At 74.6% G+C, this 15,704-nt stretch carries 15 protein-coding genes; 1 reads left to right on the top strand and 14 read right to left on the bottom strand.

Annotation, left to right across the window (positions count from 1 at the left end; genetic code table 11):
• Nucleotides 1-6: 6 nt before the first annotated feature.
• From nuoK to ACK586_RS01510, 14 genes are all read right to left on the bottom strand, one after another.
• Nucleotides 7-306 carry an NADH-quinone oxidoreductase subunit NuoK gene (nuoK, locus tag ACK586_RS01575; protein WP_409328706.1) on the bottom strand — a complete coding sequence of 100 codons (300 nt, stop codon included), beginning with the start codon at nt 304-306 and terminating at the stop codon, nt 7-9.
• The gene (locus ACK586_RS01570; protein ID WP_409328705.1) at nt 303-1,145 is read right to left on the bottom strand and encodes an NADH-quinone oxidoreductase subunit J; all 843 of its coding nucleotides are present in this window, start codon (nt 1,143-1,145) and stop codon (nt 303-305) included. Before ACK586_RS01570 ends, nuoK begins: the two co-directional genes overlap by 4 nt.
• Nucleotides 1,142-1,780, bottom strand: a complete 639-nt coding sequence (gene nuoI, locus ACK586_RS01565; RefSeq protein ID WP_409328704.1) for an NADH-quinone oxidoreductase subunit NuoI — start codon at nt 1,778-1,780, stop codon at nt 1,142-1,144. The genes ACK586_RS01570 and nuoI overlap by 4 nt, the downstream gene beginning before the upstream one ends.
• The gene (gene nuoH, locus ACK586_RS01560; RefSeq protein ID WP_409328703.1) at nt 1,773-3,281 is read right to left on the bottom strand and encodes an NADH-quinone oxidoreductase subunit NuoH; all 1,509 of its coding nucleotides are present in this window, start codon (nt 3,279-3,281) and stop codon (nt 1,773-1,775) included. The genes nuoI and nuoH overlap by 8 nt, the downstream gene beginning before the upstream one ends.
• Nucleotides 3,278-5,746 carry an NADH-quinone oxidoreductase subunit G gene (locus tag ACK586_RS01555; RefSeq protein ID WP_409328702.1) on the bottom strand — a complete coding sequence of 823 codons (2,469 nt, stop codon included), beginning with the start codon at nt 5,744-5,746 and terminating at the stop codon, nt 3,278-3,280. The genes nuoH and ACK586_RS01555 overlap by 4 nt, the downstream gene beginning before the upstream one ends.
• Nucleotides 5,747-5,819: 73 nt before the next feature.
• Entirely contained in the window at nt 5,820-7,148 is a 1,329-nt protein-coding gene (gene nuoF, locus ACK586_RS01550) for an NADH-quinone oxidoreductase subunit NuoF (protein WP_409328701.1), read from the bottom strand.
• Between the two features lies 1 nt (nt 7,149).
• The gene (nuoE, locus tag ACK586_RS01545) at nt 7,150-8,178 is read right to left on the bottom strand and encodes an NADH-quinone oxidoreductase subunit NuoE (protein WP_409328700.1); all 1,029 of its coding nucleotides are present in this window, start codon (nt 8,176-8,178) and stop codon (nt 7,150-7,152) included.
• Nucleotides 8,175-9,506, bottom strand: a complete 1,332-nt coding sequence (locus ACK586_RS01540; protein WP_409328699.1) for an NADH-quinone oxidoreductase subunit D — start codon at nt 9,504-9,506, stop codon at nt 8,175-8,177. The genes nuoE and ACK586_RS01540 overlap by 4 nt, the downstream gene beginning before the upstream one ends.
• Nucleotides 9,507-9,516: 10 nt before the next feature.
• Nucleotides 9,517-10,254, bottom strand: a complete 738-nt coding sequence (locus ACK586_RS01535) for an NADH-quinone oxidoreductase subunit C (protein WP_409328698.1) — start codon at nt 10,252-10,254, stop codon at nt 9,517-9,519.
• Complete coding sequence (locus tag ACK586_RS01530) at nt 10,251-10,931, bottom strand: NuoB/complex I 20 kDa subunit family protein (protein WP_425330350.1); 681 nt, start codon at nt 10,929-10,931, stop codon at nt 10,251-10,253. The genes ACK586_RS01535 and ACK586_RS01530 overlap by 4 nt, the downstream gene beginning before the upstream one ends.
• Before the next feature lie 22 nt (nt 10,932-10,953).
• Nucleotides 10,954-11,316 carry an NADH-quinone oxidoreductase subunit A gene (locus tag ACK586_RS01525; RefSeq protein ID WP_425330349.1) on the bottom strand — a complete coding sequence of 121 codons (363 nt, stop codon included), beginning with the start codon at nt 11,314-11,316 and terminating at the stop codon, nt 10,954-10,956.
• Between the two features lie 87 nt (nt 11,317-11,403).
• On the bottom strand, nt 11,404-12,687 hold the full coding sequence (locus ACK586_RS01520) for a geranylgeranyl reductase family protein (RefSeq protein WP_409328697.1): 1,284 nt from the start codon (nt 12,685-12,687) through the stop codon (nt 11,404-11,406).
• 171 nt (nt 12,688-12,858) lie between these two features.
• On the bottom strand, nt 12,859-13,566 hold the full coding sequence (locus ACK586_RS01515) for a phosphoribosyltransferase (RefSeq protein WP_409328696.1): 708 nt from the start codon (nt 13,564-13,566) through the stop codon (nt 12,859-12,861).
• Between the two features lie 86 nt (nt 13,567-13,652).
• Nucleotides 13,653-14,372, bottom strand: a complete 720-nt coding sequence (locus ACK586_RS01510) for a demethylmenaquinone methyltransferase (RefSeq protein WP_409328695.1) — start codon at nt 14,370-14,372, stop codon at nt 13,653-13,655.
• 35 nt (nt 14,373-14,407) lie between these two features.
• Between ACK586_RS01510 and ACK586_RS01505 the strand changes: the two genes are divergently transcribed.
• Nucleotides 14,408-15,670 carry an isochorismate synthase gene (locus ACK586_RS01505; RefSeq protein WP_409328694.1) on the top strand — a complete coding sequence of 421 codons (1,263 nt, stop codon included), beginning with the start codon at nt 14,408-14,410 and terminating at the stop codon, nt 15,668-15,670.
• The last annotated feature ends 34 nt before the right edge of the window (nt 15,671-15,704 follow it).

Below are 15,704 nucleotides of genomic sequence, written 5' to 3'. Positions count from 1 at the left end.
CCCCGATCAGTACTTCAGCAGGTTGGCGTCGTCGACCGACGCCGAGCGGCGGGTCCGGTAGATCGACATGATGATCGCCAGGCCGACCACGACCTCGGCAGCGGCGACGACCATCACGAACAGCGCGATGATCTGGCCGTCGATGGTGCCGGTCGAGCGCGCGAAGGTGACCAGCGTCAGGTTCACCGCGTTGAGCATCAGCTCGACGCACATGAAGACGACGATGGCGTTGCGGCGGACCAGCACCCCGACGGCGCCGATGGTGAACAGGATCGCGGCGAGGACGAGGTAGTTCGCGATCGTCATCGGGGTTCCCGCCCGGTGCCGGAGGCGCCGTCCTGGGTGCCGAGCGCGTGGTCGGGGCTGCCCAGCTGGCTGCGGCCGGTGGGGCGCGGCATCTGCTCGACCTCCTGGGGCTCGATGCCGGTGCCGAAGCTGTCCTCGGCGAGGCTCCCGTCGGGCAGCAGCGCCGGCGCGGCGACGGAGGTGGCGCGCGCGTAGACGCCGGGTCCGGGCAGCGTCTGCGGCCGGTCGGAGGTGAGGAAGCGGGCCCGGGAGAGCTCCTTCTGCCCCTGCCGGGTGCCGGGCTCGCGCTCGACGTGGGTGAGCACCAGCGCCCCCACCGCGGCCACGATCAGCAGCGCGCCCGTCACCTCGAAGACCAGCAGGTAGCGGGTGTAGAGCAGCGCAGCGATCGCCTCCACGTTGGAGGTGTCGGCGCCCTGCACGGCGTCCAGGCCGGCGACCGGGGCGTCCTGGGTGGCCCGGCCGATGCCGGCTCCGGCCAGAGCGGCGAAGCCGAGCCCCAGGCCGATGGCCGCCACGCGCTGGCCGCGCAGCGTCTCCACGACCGAGTCGGAGGAGTCCCGGCCGACCAGCATGAGCACGAACAGGAAGAGGATCATGATCGCGCCGGTGTAGACGATGATCTGCACCGCCCCGAGGAACGGCGCCTCCTGGACGACGTAGAAGACGCCCAGCGACAGCATGGTCAGCACCAGCCACAGCGCCGAGTGCACCGCGTTGCGGGAGAACACCATGCCCAGCGCTCCGGCGAGGGCCACCGGGGCCAGCACCCAGAAGACGACGGCCTCGCCGGTGCCCAGCTGCACCCCGGTGTCGGCGGCCGCGGCCAGTGCGTTCACGCCTGCTCCCCGCGCTGGGTGGCCGCCAGGTAGTAGTCCTTCTCGTCGTCGCCCAGGCGCATGGCGTGCGGGGGCGCCTCCATCCCCGGCAGCAGCGGGGCCATCAGCTGCTCCTTGGTGTAGATGAGGTCCTGCCGGTTGTCGTCGGCCAGCTCGAAGTCGTTGCTCATCGTCAGCGAGCGGGTCGGGCAGGCCTCGATGCACAGACCGCAGAAGATGCAGCGCAGGTAGTTGATCTGGTAGACGCGCCCGTACCGCTCACCCGGCGAGTACCGGGCGTCCTCGGTGTTGTCGCCGCCCTCGACGTAGATGGCGTCGGCCGGGCAGGCCCAGGCGCACAGCTCGCACCCGACGCACTTCTCCAGCCCGTCGGGGTGCCGGTTGAGCACGTGCCGCCCGTGGTAGCGCGGCTTGGTGACCTTGGGGACCTCGGGGTACTCCTCGGTGGTCACCTTCCGGAACATCTGGGCGAAGGTGACGCCGAAGCCCTGGCCGGGCGCCGGCAGCAGGCTGCGACGCGTCGTCGGGGCCGCGTCGGACCGCCGGCCGCGGCGCTCCACCTCGCCACCCCGGGCGGCACGGGCGAGCCCCTTCTCCCCGCCGCCGGAGGTCGGGTCGGTTCCACGGTCAGGCATCGCCGTCCTCCTGGGTATCGGTCAGCGCGGAGTCGGTGCGGGCGCCGCCCCGGCGTCCGGTGGCCACGACGCCGCCCTCGCTGCGGCTGCCCGCCCCCACCGGCTCGCCGCGGCGCAGCCGCGGGGACGGCGGGACGACGAGGTCCATGGGCGGGATCGGGAACCCACCCTCGGCCCGGCTGGGACCGGTGCGCTGGGCGGGCCGCCGCCGGGGCCCGACCGGCGCGAGCACCTCCGGATCGGGGTCGGTCGCGTGGATCCCGCCGGCCGTGGCCTCCTCCGCCATGACGCGGGTATCGCGGTTGCCCGCCCGGCCGGCGAGCCACAGCCCGCCGAGCAGGAGCAGGGCGATCGGGACGCCCACGAACAGCGCGACCTGCCCGGTGGAGAGGTCGGCCTCGCGGGAGACGGTGCGCATCGTGGCGACCACGAGGATCCACACCAGCGCGACGGGGACGAGGACCTTCCAGCCGAAGCGCATGAACTGGTCGTAGCGCAGCCGGGGCAGCGTGCCGCGCAGCCAGATGAAGACGAACAGCGCGGCCATGACCTTGAGGAAGAACCACAGCATCGGCCACCAGCCGGAGTTGGCGCCGTCCCAGATGGACAGCGGCCAGGGGGCGCGCCAGCCGCCGAGGAAGAGCGTCGCGGCGAGGGCGGAGACGGTGACCATGTTGATGTACTCGGCCAGGAAGAACAGCGCGAACTTCAGCGACGAGTACTCGGTGTGGAAGCCGCCGACGAGCTCGCTCTCGGCCTCGGGGAGGTCGAACGGCGCCCGGTTGGTCTCCCCCACCACCGCGATCGCGTAGATCACGAAGCTGACCGGCAGCAGGACGCCGAACCAGCTCGGCCCGGTGAACTCCAGGCCGAAGAACGACACCTGGTTGCCGTCGGCCTGCGCGGCGACGATCTCCGAGGTCGACAGCGTGCCGGCGTAGAGGAAGACGGCGACGATGGACAGGCCCATCGCGATCTCGTAGCTGATCATCTGGGCGGCGCTGCGCAGGCTGCCCAGCAGCGGGTACGTCGAGCCCGAGGCCCAGCCCCCCAGCACGATGCCGTAGATCCCCATGGCCGAGCAGGCCAGGACGATGAGCACGCCGATGGAGGCGTCGGTGAGCTGCAGCGGGGTCTGCTCGCCGAAGATGCTCACCGTCGGGCCCATCGGGATGACCGAGAAGGCCAGGAACGCCGGCACGGCGGCGATCACCGGGGCGAGGAAGTACACCGGCTTGTCGGCCATCGCCGGCATGATGTCTTCCTTGAACGCGAGCTTCAGGCCGTCGGCCAGGCTCTGCAGCGACCCGCGCGGGCCGACCCGGTTCGGGCCGGTGCGCTGCTGCATCCGCGCCACGACCTTGCGCTCGAGGACGATCGCGAACAGCGTCATCACGACGAGGACGGCGAAGACGCCGACGACCTTGATGAGGACGATCCACCAGACGTCGTTGCCGAAGTCCTCGAGCGTCGGCTGCTCAGGGCTGGCCAGGACGCTCACGCCGCACCTCCGGCGGACAGGCGGACGACGCCACCGGGCGCCGTGCCGAGGGCACCGCGGACCTCGCTGCCGGGCGAGCGCATGGGCAGCCAGACCACGCGGTCGGGCATCTCCGTGACCCGCAGCGGGAGGGTGACCGAGCCGGCCGCACCGGTCACGGTGAGCCGGTCGCCGTCGGCCAGGCCCAGCCGCGCGGCGGCCTCCCGGCCGAGCCGGGCGACCGGCGGGCGGGCGGTGCCGGCCAGCTCCGGCTCGTCGCGCTGCAGGGTGCCGACGTCGAGCAGCTGCCGCCAGGAGGCGAGCACCGCCTCGTCCTTGCCGGGGACGGCGTCCGGGCGCGGCGGCACGTCGAGGCCGGTCACGGGCGCCACGGTGGCCGGCAGCCCGAGCGCACCGAGCTCGGCCCGCGCCGCCTCGGGGTCGGGCAGCCGCAGGTCCACGCCCATCTCCTCGGCCAGCCCGTGCAGCACCCGGCCGTCGGTCAGCTGCCCGGTGCCGTGCAGGGTCGCGTCGAAGGGCCGCACGCGGCCCTCCCAGTCCAGGTAGCTGCCGGCCTTCTCCGGCGCCGCGGCCACCGGGAGGACGACGTCGGCGTGCTCGGTGACCGCGCTCGGCAGCATCTCGAGGCTGACGACGAAGCCGGCCGCCGCCAGCGCCGCCCCGGCCAGCCGCGGGTCGGGCAGGTCGGCGGGATCGACGGCGCCGACCAGCAGGCCGCCCAGCAGGCCGTCCCGTGCGGCGGTGAGGATGCCGGTGGTGTCCCGCCCGGGCGCGGCCGGCAGCGCGTCGGGCGCCAGGCCCCACAGCGCGGCGACGTCGGCCCGGTGGGCGGCCTCGGTGACCACCCGGCCGCCGGGCAGCAGCCCGGGCAGCGCCCCGGCCTCGACGGCGCCGCGCTCACCGGCCCGCCGCGGCACCCAGGCGACGCGGGCACCGGTCAGGCGGGAGAGCTCGGTCAGCGCGCTGAACGCGCCGGGGACCTCGGCCAGCCGCTCGCCGGCGAGCACGACCGCGCCCGGCTGCCGCAGCGCCTCGACCGCGGGCCCGCCCCAGGTGCCGGCCGCGAGCGCGGCCAGGGACCGGGCCTCGGTGCCGGGGAGCGTGCCCAGGACGGTGGCCTGCAGCCGGACCGCGGCGCGGGTGGCGAACGGCGCCAGGTCGAAGACCGGCAGCCCGCGGGTCCGCACGGCCCGGCGCAGCCGCAGGAAGACGATCGGCGACTCCTCCTCCGGCTCGAAGCCGGCGAGCAGCACGGCCGGGGCGTTCCCCAGCTCGTCGTAGGTGACGGCACCGGCGCCCGGGAAGCGCCCGGCCACCCGGGCGGCGAGGAAGGCCTCCTCCTCGGCGGAGTGCGCGCGGGCGCGGGCGTCGACGTCGTGGGTGCCCAGCGCCACGCGGGCGAACTTCGCGTAGGCGTAGGCGTCCTCCACCGTCAGCCGCCCGCCGGGCAGCACCCCGACGCCGCCGGCGGCGCGCGCCGCGGTCAGGCCGGCGGCCGCCGCGGCCCAGGCCTCCGGCCAGGAGGCCGGCTGCAGGACGCCGTCCCGGCGCACCAGCGGGGTGGTGAGCCGCTCGTTGGCGGTGGTGTAGCGGAAGGCCCACCGGCCCTTGTCGCAGTTCCACTCCTCGTTGACCTGCGGGTCCTCACCGGCCAGCCGGCGCAGCACGCGGCCGCGGCGGTAGTCGGTCCGCTGGGCGCAGCCCGAGGCGCAGTGCTCGCAGACGCTGTCCTCGCTGCGCAGGTCGAACGGGCGCGAGCGGAACCGGTACTGGGCGCTGGTGAGCGCCCCGACCGGGCAGATCTGGGTGGTGTTGCCGGAGAAGTAGGACTCGAACGGCTCGTCCTCGTAGATGGCGACCTGCTCCAGGGCGCCGCGCTCGAACAGCTCGATGAACGGGTCGCCGGCGATCTGCTGGGAGAACCGGGTGCAGCGGGCGCACAGCACGCAGCGCTCCCGGTCCAGCAGCACCTGGCTGCTGATCGGCAGCGGCTTGGGGTAGGTGCGCTTGACGTCGACGAACCGGCTCTCGGCGCGGCCGTTGCTGATCGCCTGGTTCTGCAGCGGGCACTCGCCGCCCTTGTCGCAGACCGGGCAGTCCAGCGGGTGGTTGATCAGCAGCAGCTCCATCGTGCCCTGCTGCGCCTTGTCGGCGACCGGGCTGGTGAGCTGCGTCTGCACGACCATGCCTTCGGTCACCGGCATGGTGCACGAGGCGACCGGCTTGCGCTGCCCCTCGACCTCGACCAGGCACTGGCGGCAGGCGCCGACCGGCTCGAGCAGGGGGTGGTCGCAGAACCGCGGGATCTGCACGCCGATCATCTCGGCCGCGCGGATGATCAGCGTCCCCTTGGGGACGGCGACGTCGAACCCGTCGATGGTGCAGCGGACGGCGTCCGGCGGGGTGTGCGGCCCGGGTGTCCCGGGCGGGACGGCCGCCGCGGGCTCGGGGCTGACGAGTGTCACAGGCTCTCCTCGCCGGCGCTGGTCGCACCGGTACCACGGTGTGCTGGGTCCTCGCGCGGTCCCGCGAGCTCGGTCACGACGCGGCTCCCACGGGCTCCAGGCGCAGGGACCGGCCGAGCCGGCCCTGCTCCTCGGCGGGCAGCAGGGCGATGTAGTCGTCCCGGAAGTACTTCAGCGAGCTGGCGATGCAGCTCGTGGCGCCGTCGCCGAGGGCGCAGAACGACCGGCCCAGGATGTTGTCGCAGGTGTCGGTGAGCAGGTCGAGGTCGGCGGCCGTGCCGCGGCCCTCGACGAGCCGCTCCAGGATCTGGACCAGCCAGTAGGTGCCCTCGCGGCACGGGGTGCACTTGCCGCAGCTCTCGTGCGCGTAGAACTCGGTGAACCGCAGGGTGGCCTCGACGATCGAGTCGGTCTCGTCGAACACCATGAGCGCGGTGGTGCCGAGCATCGAGCCGGCCGCGGCGACGGAGTCGAAGTCGAGCGGGACGTCGAGGTGCTCGGCGGTGAAGTACGGGGTCGACGAGCCGCCGGGGGTCCAGAACTTGAGCTCGTGCCCCGGGCGGATGCCCCCGGCCATCTCCAGCAGCTCGCGCATCGTCGTCCCCATGGGGGCCTCGTACTGACCGGGGCGGACCACGCGCCCCGACACCGAGTAGATCTTGGGGCCGGGCGACTTCTCCGGGCCGAACTCCTTGAACCACCCGGCACCGCCGCGGACGACGAACGGCACGCTGGCCAGCGTCTCCACGTTGTTGATCACCGTCGGGGCGCCGTAGAGGCCGGCCACGGCCGGGAACGGCGGCTTGAGCCGAGGCTGGCCGCGGTAGCCCTCGAGCGAGTCGAGCAGCGCGGTCTCCTCCCCGCAGATGTAGGCCCCGGCCCCGGCGTGCACCACCAGCTCCAGGTCGTAGCCCGACCCGAGGACGTCGGTGCCGAGGTAGCCGGCCGCGTAGGCCTCCTGGACGGCGCTGACCAGCCGGCGGTGGGCGTGCACCGCCTCGCCGCGCACGTAGATGACCGCGAAGTGGCAGCGGATGGCGTAGGCGGAGATGATCACGCCCTCGACCAACGAGTGCGGGTCGGTCATCATCAGCGGCAGGTCCTTGCAGGTCCCCGGCTCCCCCTCGTCGGCGTTGACCACGAGGTACTTGGGCTTGGCCGCCGGGCCGGTCGGGGTCTCCCCCGGCTTGGGCTGCGGGATGAAGCTCCACTTCATCCCGGTCGGGAAGCCGGCGCCGCCGCGGCCGCGCAGGCCGGACTCCTTGACCAGGGTGACCAGCTCGTCGGGGTCCATCCGCAGCGCGGTGCGCAGGGCGTCGTAGCCCTCCAGCGACTCGTAGGTGGACAGCCGCCAGGGCTGGTCGGCGCCCCAGCGGGAGGTGAGGACGGGGGTGAGGGGCATGTCAGGCCTTTCCCGGACCCTGGCCGGAGGTGCCCGGCTCGCGTCCTGCGGGTGTCTCGGTGCCGCCCCGCGGCTGCTTGCGCGGCCGGCCGCGGCCGTACTCGCTGCCGGCGTCGGGATGCGTCGCCCGGGTCCCGGCCTCCTCGGCCGGGGTGTCCGCGGCCGCGACGCGGGCGTCGCCGGCCTCCTTCTCGGGGGTCTCGCCGGTCCGCCCAGAAGGTCGCACCGTCTCGCGCGGCTGACCCGGGTCGGCGGGCTCCGCCGGCGTGCCGGCGGGCATGGGCGGGGCGGTCTCGCCGCGCTCGGCGGCCAGGTGGACGCCCCGGAGGGTCGGCCCGGCCGCCCAGGCGGCGTCGACCGCGGCCTCGGCCGCGTCGTCGTCGGCCCACTGGGAGAACCCGGCCAGCTGGCGGGAGACACCGCGGAAGTCGGTGAGCGGGGCGCCGCGCGTGGGGTGCGGCTTCTCGCCCCGGCGCAGCGCCGCCACCAGCTCCCGCGCGCTGTCGACGTCCTGCTGGTCGTAGAACTCGTAGTCGACGGTGACGACCGGCGCGTAGTCGCAGGCGGCCAGGCACTCGGCGTGCTCGAGGGTGACCGAGCCGTCGGCGGCGGTCTCGTCGTGGTGGACGCCGAGGTCGGTGCACAGCGCCTCGTAGATCCGCTGCCCGCCCAGGACGTTGCACAGGGTGTTGGTGCACACGCTGACCAGGTGCCGGCCGGTCGGGCGGCGCTTGTACATCGTGTAGAAGGTCGCCACCGCGCCCACCTCGGCCTTGGTCAGGCCGAGCTCCTCGGCGCACAGCGCCACGCCCTCGGGCGACACGTAGCCCTGCACCGACTGCACCAGGTGCAGCATCGGCAGCAGCGCCGAGCGCGGCTGCGGGTAGCGGGCGATGATCTCGCGCGCCTCGAGCCGGGTCTGCCCGGTCAGCGGCGGGAGCTCGGCCAGCGCATCCGGCGAGGAGTCGACCGGCGTGTCCACCAGGCCGGTCGTCGCCGCGCCCTCGGGCGAGCCAGGAAGGGAACTCACCTGTCGACTCCTCCCATCACAGGGTCGATGGAGGCGATCGCCGCGATGACGTCGGCGATCATGCTGCCCTCGCTCATCGCGGCCGTCGCCTGCAGGTTCACGAAGCTGGGGTCGCGCACGTGGACGCGCCACGGGCGCGTGCTGCCGTCGCTCACCACGTGGTAGCCGAGCTCCCCGCGGGGCGACTCGACCGGCACGTACACCTGCCCGGCGGGGACCCGGAAGCCCTCGGTCACCAGCTTGAAGTGGTGGATGAGCGACTCCATGGAGCCGGCCATGATGTGCTGCACGTGCTCCAGCGAGTTGCCCATGCCGTCGGCGCCCAGCGAGAGCTGCGCGGGCCAGGCGATCTTCTTGTCCTCCACCATGACCGGACCGGGCTCCAGCCGGTCCAGGGCCTGGGCGACGATCTTGAGCGACTCCTGCATCTCGGCCATCCGCACCAGGTAGCGACCCCAGGCGTCGGAGGTGTCGGCCGTGGGCACCTCGAAGTCGTAGGTCTCGTAGCCCAGGTAGGGCTCCACCTTGCGCAGGTCCCAGGCCAGGCCCGCGGCCCGCAGGGGCGGACCGGTGACGCCGAGGGCCACGCACCCGGTGACGTCGAGGTAGCCGACGTCCTTGAGCCGGCGCTGCCAGATCGGCTGGCCGGTCAGGAGCCGGTGGTACTCGGCCAGGCGCTGCGGCATGACGGTCAGCCACTCGCGGATGGACTCCACGGCTCCCGGCGGCAGGTCCTGGGCCAGCCCGCCGGGCCGGATGTAGGCGTGGTTCATCCGCAGCCCGGTGATCTCCTCGAGGAGGTCCAGGCACAGCTCCCGCTCGCGGAAGCCGTTGGTCATGGCGGTCAGCGCGCCGAGCTCCATGCCGCCGGTGGCCAGCCCGACCAGGTGGGAGGCGACCCGGTTGATCTCCATGACCAGGACGCGGATCGTCTCCGCCCGCTGCGGCACCTCGATGCCGAGCAGCTTCTCCACAGCCATGCAGTAGCCGGCCTCGTTGAACAGCGGCGACAGGTAGTCCATCCGCGTCACGAAGGTCGTGCCCTGGGTCCAGTTGCGGTACTCGGTGTTCTTCTCGATGCCGGTGTGCAGGTAGCCGATGACCACCCGGGCCTTGGTCACCGTCTCGCCCTCGAGGTCGAGCACCAGGCGGAGCACGCCGTGCGTGGACGGGTGCTGCGGCCCCATGTTGACCACGAGCCGCTCGTCGCCGCCGAGGTCGCCGGCGAAGGTCTGGTCCCAGTCCCCGCCGGTGACCGTGTAGACCCGGCCCTCGGTGGTCTCCCGGGAGCCGGCGTACGGGTCCTGCCCCGTCGTGGACGTCGTCATCGGGAGCCCCTCACCGGTAGGACCTGCGGGTGTCGGGCGGCGGGATCGTCGCGCCGTGGTACTCCACGGGGACGCCGCCGAGCGGGTAGTCCTTGCGCTGGGGGAAGCCGTCCCAGTCGTCGGGCATGAGGATCCGGGTGAGCGACGGGTGACCGTCGAAGACGATGCCGAACATGTCGTAGGTCTCCCGCTCGTGCCAGTCCGCCGTCGGGTAGACGCCGGTCACCGAGGGCACGTGCGGGTCCTCGGCGGTGACGGCGACCTCGACGCGGATCCGGCGCCGGTAGGTCATCGACGTCAGGTGGTAGGCGACGTGCAGCCGGGGCCGGCCGGGCGCGACGGCCGGGCCGCCGCTGTCGAGGTAGTCGACGCCGGAGACGCTCGAGCACAGCTCGAAACGCAGCGCGTCGTCGTCGCGCAGGGCCCGGACCACGGTGAGCAGGTGCTCGCGCGGCACGAAGTAGGTGATCTCGCCGCGGTCGACGACCACCCGGGAGACGGCGACGGCGTAGGTCGCCTCGCCCACCGCCTCGATCAGCGCGTCGGTGACCTCGTCGAACCAGCCGCCGTACGGGCGCTCGGTCGAGTGCAGCGCGACGGCGCCGCCGGGCTCGACGCGGACCAGACCGCCGAAACCGGAGGTGTCGCCGCTGCCGGTGACGCCGAACGCCCCCTTGCGGAACCCCCCGGACGGCGCGGAGGCCCCCAGGGCGGCGTCGGCCCCCGCGCGGTCGCCCGGGCCGGTCACCGGGGGCTCCGCACGTAGGGCTCGGGCAGCAGGACGGCACGGCCGCCGCGCTGCTCGATCGTGAACTGGCCGCTGCGCCCCTCGGCCGCCGCCTGCTCGTAGGCCGCCCGGGCGGTCTTGTCCGCGCGGACGCTGGAGGGCATCTCGACGAGCAGGTCCGGCGCCGTGCCCTCCTCGCGGGCCCGGGCCAGGGCCTTGGCGCGCTTGGGACCCAGCGGCTCGTGCTGGATCTTGTAGTGCAGCTTGAGGATCGCGTCCATGAGCATCTCCGGCCGCGGCGGGCAGCCGGGCAGGTACATGTCCACCGGGACGACGTGGTCGACGCCCTGCACGATCGCGTAGTTGTTGAACATCCCGCCGGAGCTGGCGCACACGCCCATGGCGAGCACCCACCGCGGCTCGGGCATCTGGTCGTAGATCTGCCGCAGGACCGGCGCCATCTTCTGGCTCACCCGGCCGGCGACGATCATCAGGTCGGCCTGCCGGGGTGAGGCGCGGAAGACCTCCATGCCGAACCGGGCCAGGTCGTAGCGCCCGGCGCCGGTGGCCATCATCTCGATCGCGCAGCAGGCCAGCCCGAAGGTGGCCGGCCAGAACGAGGACTTGCGCGTCCAGTTGACCAGTTTCTCCACCGACGTCAGCAGGACGCCGCTGGGGAGCTTCTCCTCGAGACCCATGACTAGATCGCCAACCCCACGCTCAGTCCCATTCCAGTCCGCCGCGCCGCCACTCGTAGGCGAAGGCGAGGAAGACGGTGCCGATGAAGACGACCATCGCGACCAGCCCGAACACCCCGAGCGCGTCGTTCGCGACGGCCCACGGGTAGAGGAAGACGATCTCGATGTCGAAGACGATGAAGAGCATCGCCGTCAGGTAGTACTTGATCGGGAAGCGACCGCCGGTCAGCGGCTGGTCGACCGGCTCGATGCCGCACTCGTAGGCCTGCAGCTTGGCCCGGTTGTACCGGCGGGGGCCGATGAACGGGGCCGCGGCGACCGAGAAGAGGGCGAACGCCGCGGCCAGGGCGAACAGGCCCACGATCGGCACGTAGTTCGACAACATCAGCGGCACCCTACGGTGGCGACGGTCACGGCTCGGTCAGCACGACCACAGCCCGTGTCGAATTGGTATCGGATCGTCATGTCGACCTCACACCGCCGGGGTCAGTCGGGTCAGGACGGCGAGCGCGCGGTCGAACCGGTCGCCCTGCGCGCCGTCGGACAGGTTGCCCATCAGCCGCAGCGCCCGGTTCACCAGCGCGGGCCGCTTGAGGCCGTGCGCCGTGGCGAAGCGGACGACGTCGGGCCGGTCCAGCAGGGCCAGGAAGCCGATGCCCAGCCGGTGGTGGTGCCCGTACTCGGCGCGCAGCCGTGCCGGGTAGCGGCGCAGCACCGCCTCGCGGGCCGGCCCCTCCGGCGCGCGGAGCGCCTCGACCGCCGTCTCGGCTGCCATCCGGCCGGTCTCCAGGGCGTAGCTGATGCCCTCGCCGTTGAACGGGTTGACCGTGCCGGCCGAGTCGCCGGCCAGCAGCAGCCCGCGGGTGTAGGCCGGTCCGCGGTGCAGCGCCATCGGCAGGCCGGCACCGCGCAGCGGCGTGACGGCGTGCTCCTCGCCCAGCTGCCACTCGGGCGGCAGGGTGGCCAGCCACCGGCGCAGGACCGCCCGGGGCTCGGCGCCGGTGCCGCGGCGGGTGTCGAGCAGACCGAAGCCGACGTTCGCCGTGCCGTCCCCCATCCCGAACGACCAGCCGTAGCCGGGCATGGAGTCCGCACTCGGCCCGTCGGCCGACAGGTCGAAGGAGATGTCGAGGTAGGGGTCGTCGGCGCGGGGCGTGCGCACGTACCGGCGGACGGCCACCCCGAGCGGGCGGTCCTCGCGGCGCGCCAGGCCCAGCGACTTGGCCAGCCGGCCGGACAGCCCCTCGGCGGAGACGACGAGCGGCGCCCGCCAGGTGGCCGGCTCCCGGGCCGGGCCCACGAGGGCGTGCACCCCGGCGACCCGCCCCGCGTCGTCGAGCGACGGATCGGTCACCTGCACTCCGGTGTGCACCCGCGCACCGGCGACCGCGGCGTGGTCGGCCAGCAGCGAGTCGAGGTCGCTGCGGGTCCGGATCAGCCCGTGGGAGGGCCACGAGCGCAGCTGCGGCCAGTCGACCTCGACGACCTCGCCGCCGCCGAAGACCCGCAGCCCGCGGTGCCGCACCCACCCGGTGGTGTCCACGCCCAGGTCGTCGAGCGCCTTGACCCCGCGCGGGGTCAGCCCGTCACCGCAGACCTTCTCGCGGGGGAACTCGGCCTTCTCCAGGACGACGACGTCCAGGCCCGCGACCGCCAGCGTCCGGGCCGCGGCGGAGCCCGCCGGACCGGCGCCGACGACGACGACGTCGGCGCGCGGCTGCTCGCCACGCGGTGCCTCCGTCAGCGGGCTGGGCACGTCGTCCTCCCCTCGGCCGTTCCCGGGATCGCTTGTGAACATTTTCACGAGGTCGTCGCGTCCGAGCCTACGCCGCGTTGTGAGCCACGGAACAAGCCCCCCGTGACCGGACTCACGCGGAGCGGCCGGGGGGCCTCTGGCGGGCCGCCCGCCTGGTGCCCCGGGCGGGGATCACGGCGGGGGCGCCGCCAGTGCCGCCACGACCGCGTCGTCCGGTGTCGGCGAGAAGTCCCGGTACGCCTGCCCCACCGCCCGGAACCCGGCCGGGGCGGTGAGGCAGACCAGCTCGTCGACCTCCGCCGCGAGCTCGGCCGCCACCCGCGGGGAGGCGACGGGCACGGCGACGACGACGCAGGCGGGGCGCTGCTGCCGCACGGCGGCCAGCGCCGCGCGCATCGTCGAGCCGGTGGCCAGCCCGTCGTCGACGAGGACGACGGTGCGGCCGCGCAGCACCGCCGGCGACCGGCCGGTGCGGTAGGCCGCCGCCCGGCGGGAGAGCTCGGCGAGCTCCCGGTCGCGGACGGCGGCGAAGGTGCCGGCGTCGACCGCCAGCGCGTCGGCGACCTCCGGCGTGCGGACGGTCTCGACGACGTCCCCGGCGACCGCGACCGCACCCATCGCCAGCTCCGGCCGCCCGGGCGCGCCGAGCTTGCGGACGACGAGCACGTCCAGCGGCGCGTGCAGCGCGGCGGCCACCGGTGCGGCGACCACGACGCCGCCGCGGGGCAGGCCGAGCACGACCGGTGCGGCCGCGCACCCGCCGGGTCGCTGCGCCAGCGCCCCGGCCACCGCCCCGGCCAGGGCGCGGCCGGCCTCGGTGCGGTCGGCGAAGCGCACCGCCCGGGACGTCAGCCCGCCGCCGGCCCGGCGGCGCCGCACCTCGGGCCCGCGGGAGTCGTCATAGTCCGACGCTAGGCCGCCGGGCGGGCCGGGGCCAGGGTCCCCGGGCCCGGAGCGGCGACCGGCTACGGCCGGCGGGCGCGGTGCAGCGCGACGATGCCGCCGGTGAGGTCGCGCCAGGCGACATCGGCCCATCCCGCCGCCTGCACGCGGGCCGCCAGCGAAGCCTGGTCGGGCCAGGCGCGGATCGACTCGGCGAGGTACACGTAGGCGTCGGGGTTGCTGCTGACCGCCCGCGCGATCCGCGGCAGCGCCCGCATCAGGTACTCGAGGTAGACGGTCCGCCACGGCGCCCAGGTGGGGCTGGAGAACTCGCAGACGACCAATGTGCCGCCGGGCCGGGTGACCCGCAGGAACTCGCGCAGAGCCGCGTCGGGGTCGGCCACGTTGCGCAGGCCGAAGGAGATGACGACGGAGTCCACGCTCGCGTCGGCCAGCGGCAGCGCCATGGCGTCCCCGGCGACCTTGGGCACCGGCCGGCCCGCACCGGCGCGCAGCATCCCCTGCGAGAAGTCGCACGCGATGGCGGTCGCGCCCCCGGCGGCGAGCTCCACCGTGGAGACCGCCGTCCCGGCGGCCACGTCCAGCACGGTCTCGCCCGGCCGGGCACCCACGGCCTCGCGGGTGGCGCGCCGCCAGCCGGCGTCCAGGCCCCCGGAGAGCACGGTGTTGGTGACGTCGTAGCGCCGGGCGACCCGGTCGAACATGGCCGCGACCTCGGCGGGCGCCTTGTCCAGACCGGCCCGGAGCCCGGCGGTGTGTGCGTCGTCTCGCCGGTCTGCCACGGCAGCGACGCTACCCGGCTGCCTACTCTGGACCCGTGACGACAGCGGCGCTGACCTCCCCGGACGCCGCCGCGTCCGCGGTCACCACCGTCGAGCTGCCCGACGCCCCCGACCTGCTGCGCCTGCTGCCGGCGCAGGGGGCGCTCTCCTGGGTGCGCCGGGGCGAGGGCCTCGTCGGCTGGGGAGAGGCCGCCCGGCTCGAGGTCTCCGGACCGCACGCGCTGGCCGAGGCCGCCTCCTGGTGGGCGGGGTTGTCGGCCGGGCTGACCGCCGCGGACCCGGTCGCCGTCCCCGGCTCGGGGCCGGTGGCCTTCGCCAGCGTCGCCTTCGACCCCGCGGCCGGGACGTCGGTGTTCGTCGTCCCCGAGGTCGTGGTCGGCCGCCGCGACGGCGTGGCCTGGATGACGACCGTCGGGGACCCGGCGCCGCTGCCCGCCCGCCCGGAGCCGGCGCAGGCTCCCGGCCGGCTGCGCTACGCCGACGGCGCCCTCGACCCGGTGTCCTGGTGCGCGGCGGTGGCCACGGCCGTGCGCCGCATCGCCGCCGGCGAGCTGGACAAGGTGGTGCTCGCCCGCGACCTGCTGGTGACCGCCGACGTGCCGCTGGACCCGCGCCGGCTGCTGGACCGGCTGGCCGCACGGTTCCCCGGCTGCTGGACCTTCGCCGTCGACGGCCTGCTCGGCGCGACCCCGGAGCTGCTGCTGCGCCGCACCGGCCGGGAGCTGTCCGCGCGGGTCCTCGCCGGGACCGCTCCCCGCGGCGCCGGGGTCGACGACGAGCGCCTGGCCGCCGCGCTGCTCGCCTCGGAGAAGGACCGCGCCGAGCACGCACTGGCCGTCGACTCGCTGGTCCGTGCACTGCAGCCCTACTGCAGCGAGCTGCACGCCCCGGCCGAGCCGGAGCTGCTGACCCTGGCCAACGTCCGCCACCTGGCCACCGACGTCACCGGCACCCAGCGCCGGACCGGCCGGGCCGGCCGCGCCTCGCTGCTGGACCTGGTCGCCGCGGTGCACCCGACCGCCGCCGTCTGCGGCACGCCGCCCGACCGCGCGGCGGACGTCATCGGCGAGCTCGAGGGCATGGACCGCGGGCGCTACGCCGGGCCGGTGGGCTGGCTGGACTCCCGCGGGGACGGCGAGTTCGGCCTGGCCCTGCGCTGCGCCCAGCTCTCCCCCGACGACCCGTCCGCCGCCCGGCTCTACGCCGGCTGCGGCATCGTGGCCGGCTCGGACCCGGCCGCCGAGCTGGCCGAGACGCAGTCGAAGTTCGCCGCCTTCCAGGCCGCGCTCGAGAGCTGACCCCGCGGCCGCCGGCCCGGACCGCCCGGACCGC

The sequence above is a fragment of the Trujillonella humicola genome (assembly GCF_046233715.1).
GTDB classification, from domain to species: domain Bacteria; phylum Actinomycetota; class Actinomycetes; order Mycobacteriales; family Geodermatophilaceae; genus Trujillonella; species Trujillonella humicola.
This window is presented reverse-complemented; position numbering and strand designations above follow the sequence as displayed.

What these genes read in the sequence shown, in the direction of transcription:
- nuoF (WP_409328701.1), bottom strand. Translation starts at nt 7,148, where the DNA reads ATGCCCCTCACCCCCGTCCTCACCTCCCGCTGGGGCGCCGACCAGCCC.
- ACK586_RS01525 (WP_425330349.1), bottom strand. Translation starts at nt 11,316, where the DNA reads ATGTTGTCGAACTACGTGCCGATCGTGGGCCTGTTCGCCCTGGCCGCG.
- ACK586_RS01530 (WP_425330350.1), bottom strand. Translation starts at nt 10,931, where the DNA reads ATGGGTCTCGAGGAGAAGCTCCCCAGCGGCGTCCTGCTGACGTCGGTG.
- nuoK (WP_409328706.1), bottom strand. Translation starts at nt 306, where the DNA reads ATGACGATCGCGAACTACCTCGTCCTCGCCGCGATCCTGTTCACCATC.
- nuoI (WP_409328704.1), bottom strand. Translation starts at nt 1,780, where the DNA reads ATGCCTGACCGTGGAACCGACCCGACCTCCGGCGGCGGGGAGAAGGGG.
- ACK586_RS01540 (WP_409328699.1), bottom strand. Translation starts at nt 9,506, where the DNA reads ATGACGACGTCCACGACGGGGCAGGACCCGTACGCCGGCTCCCGGGAG.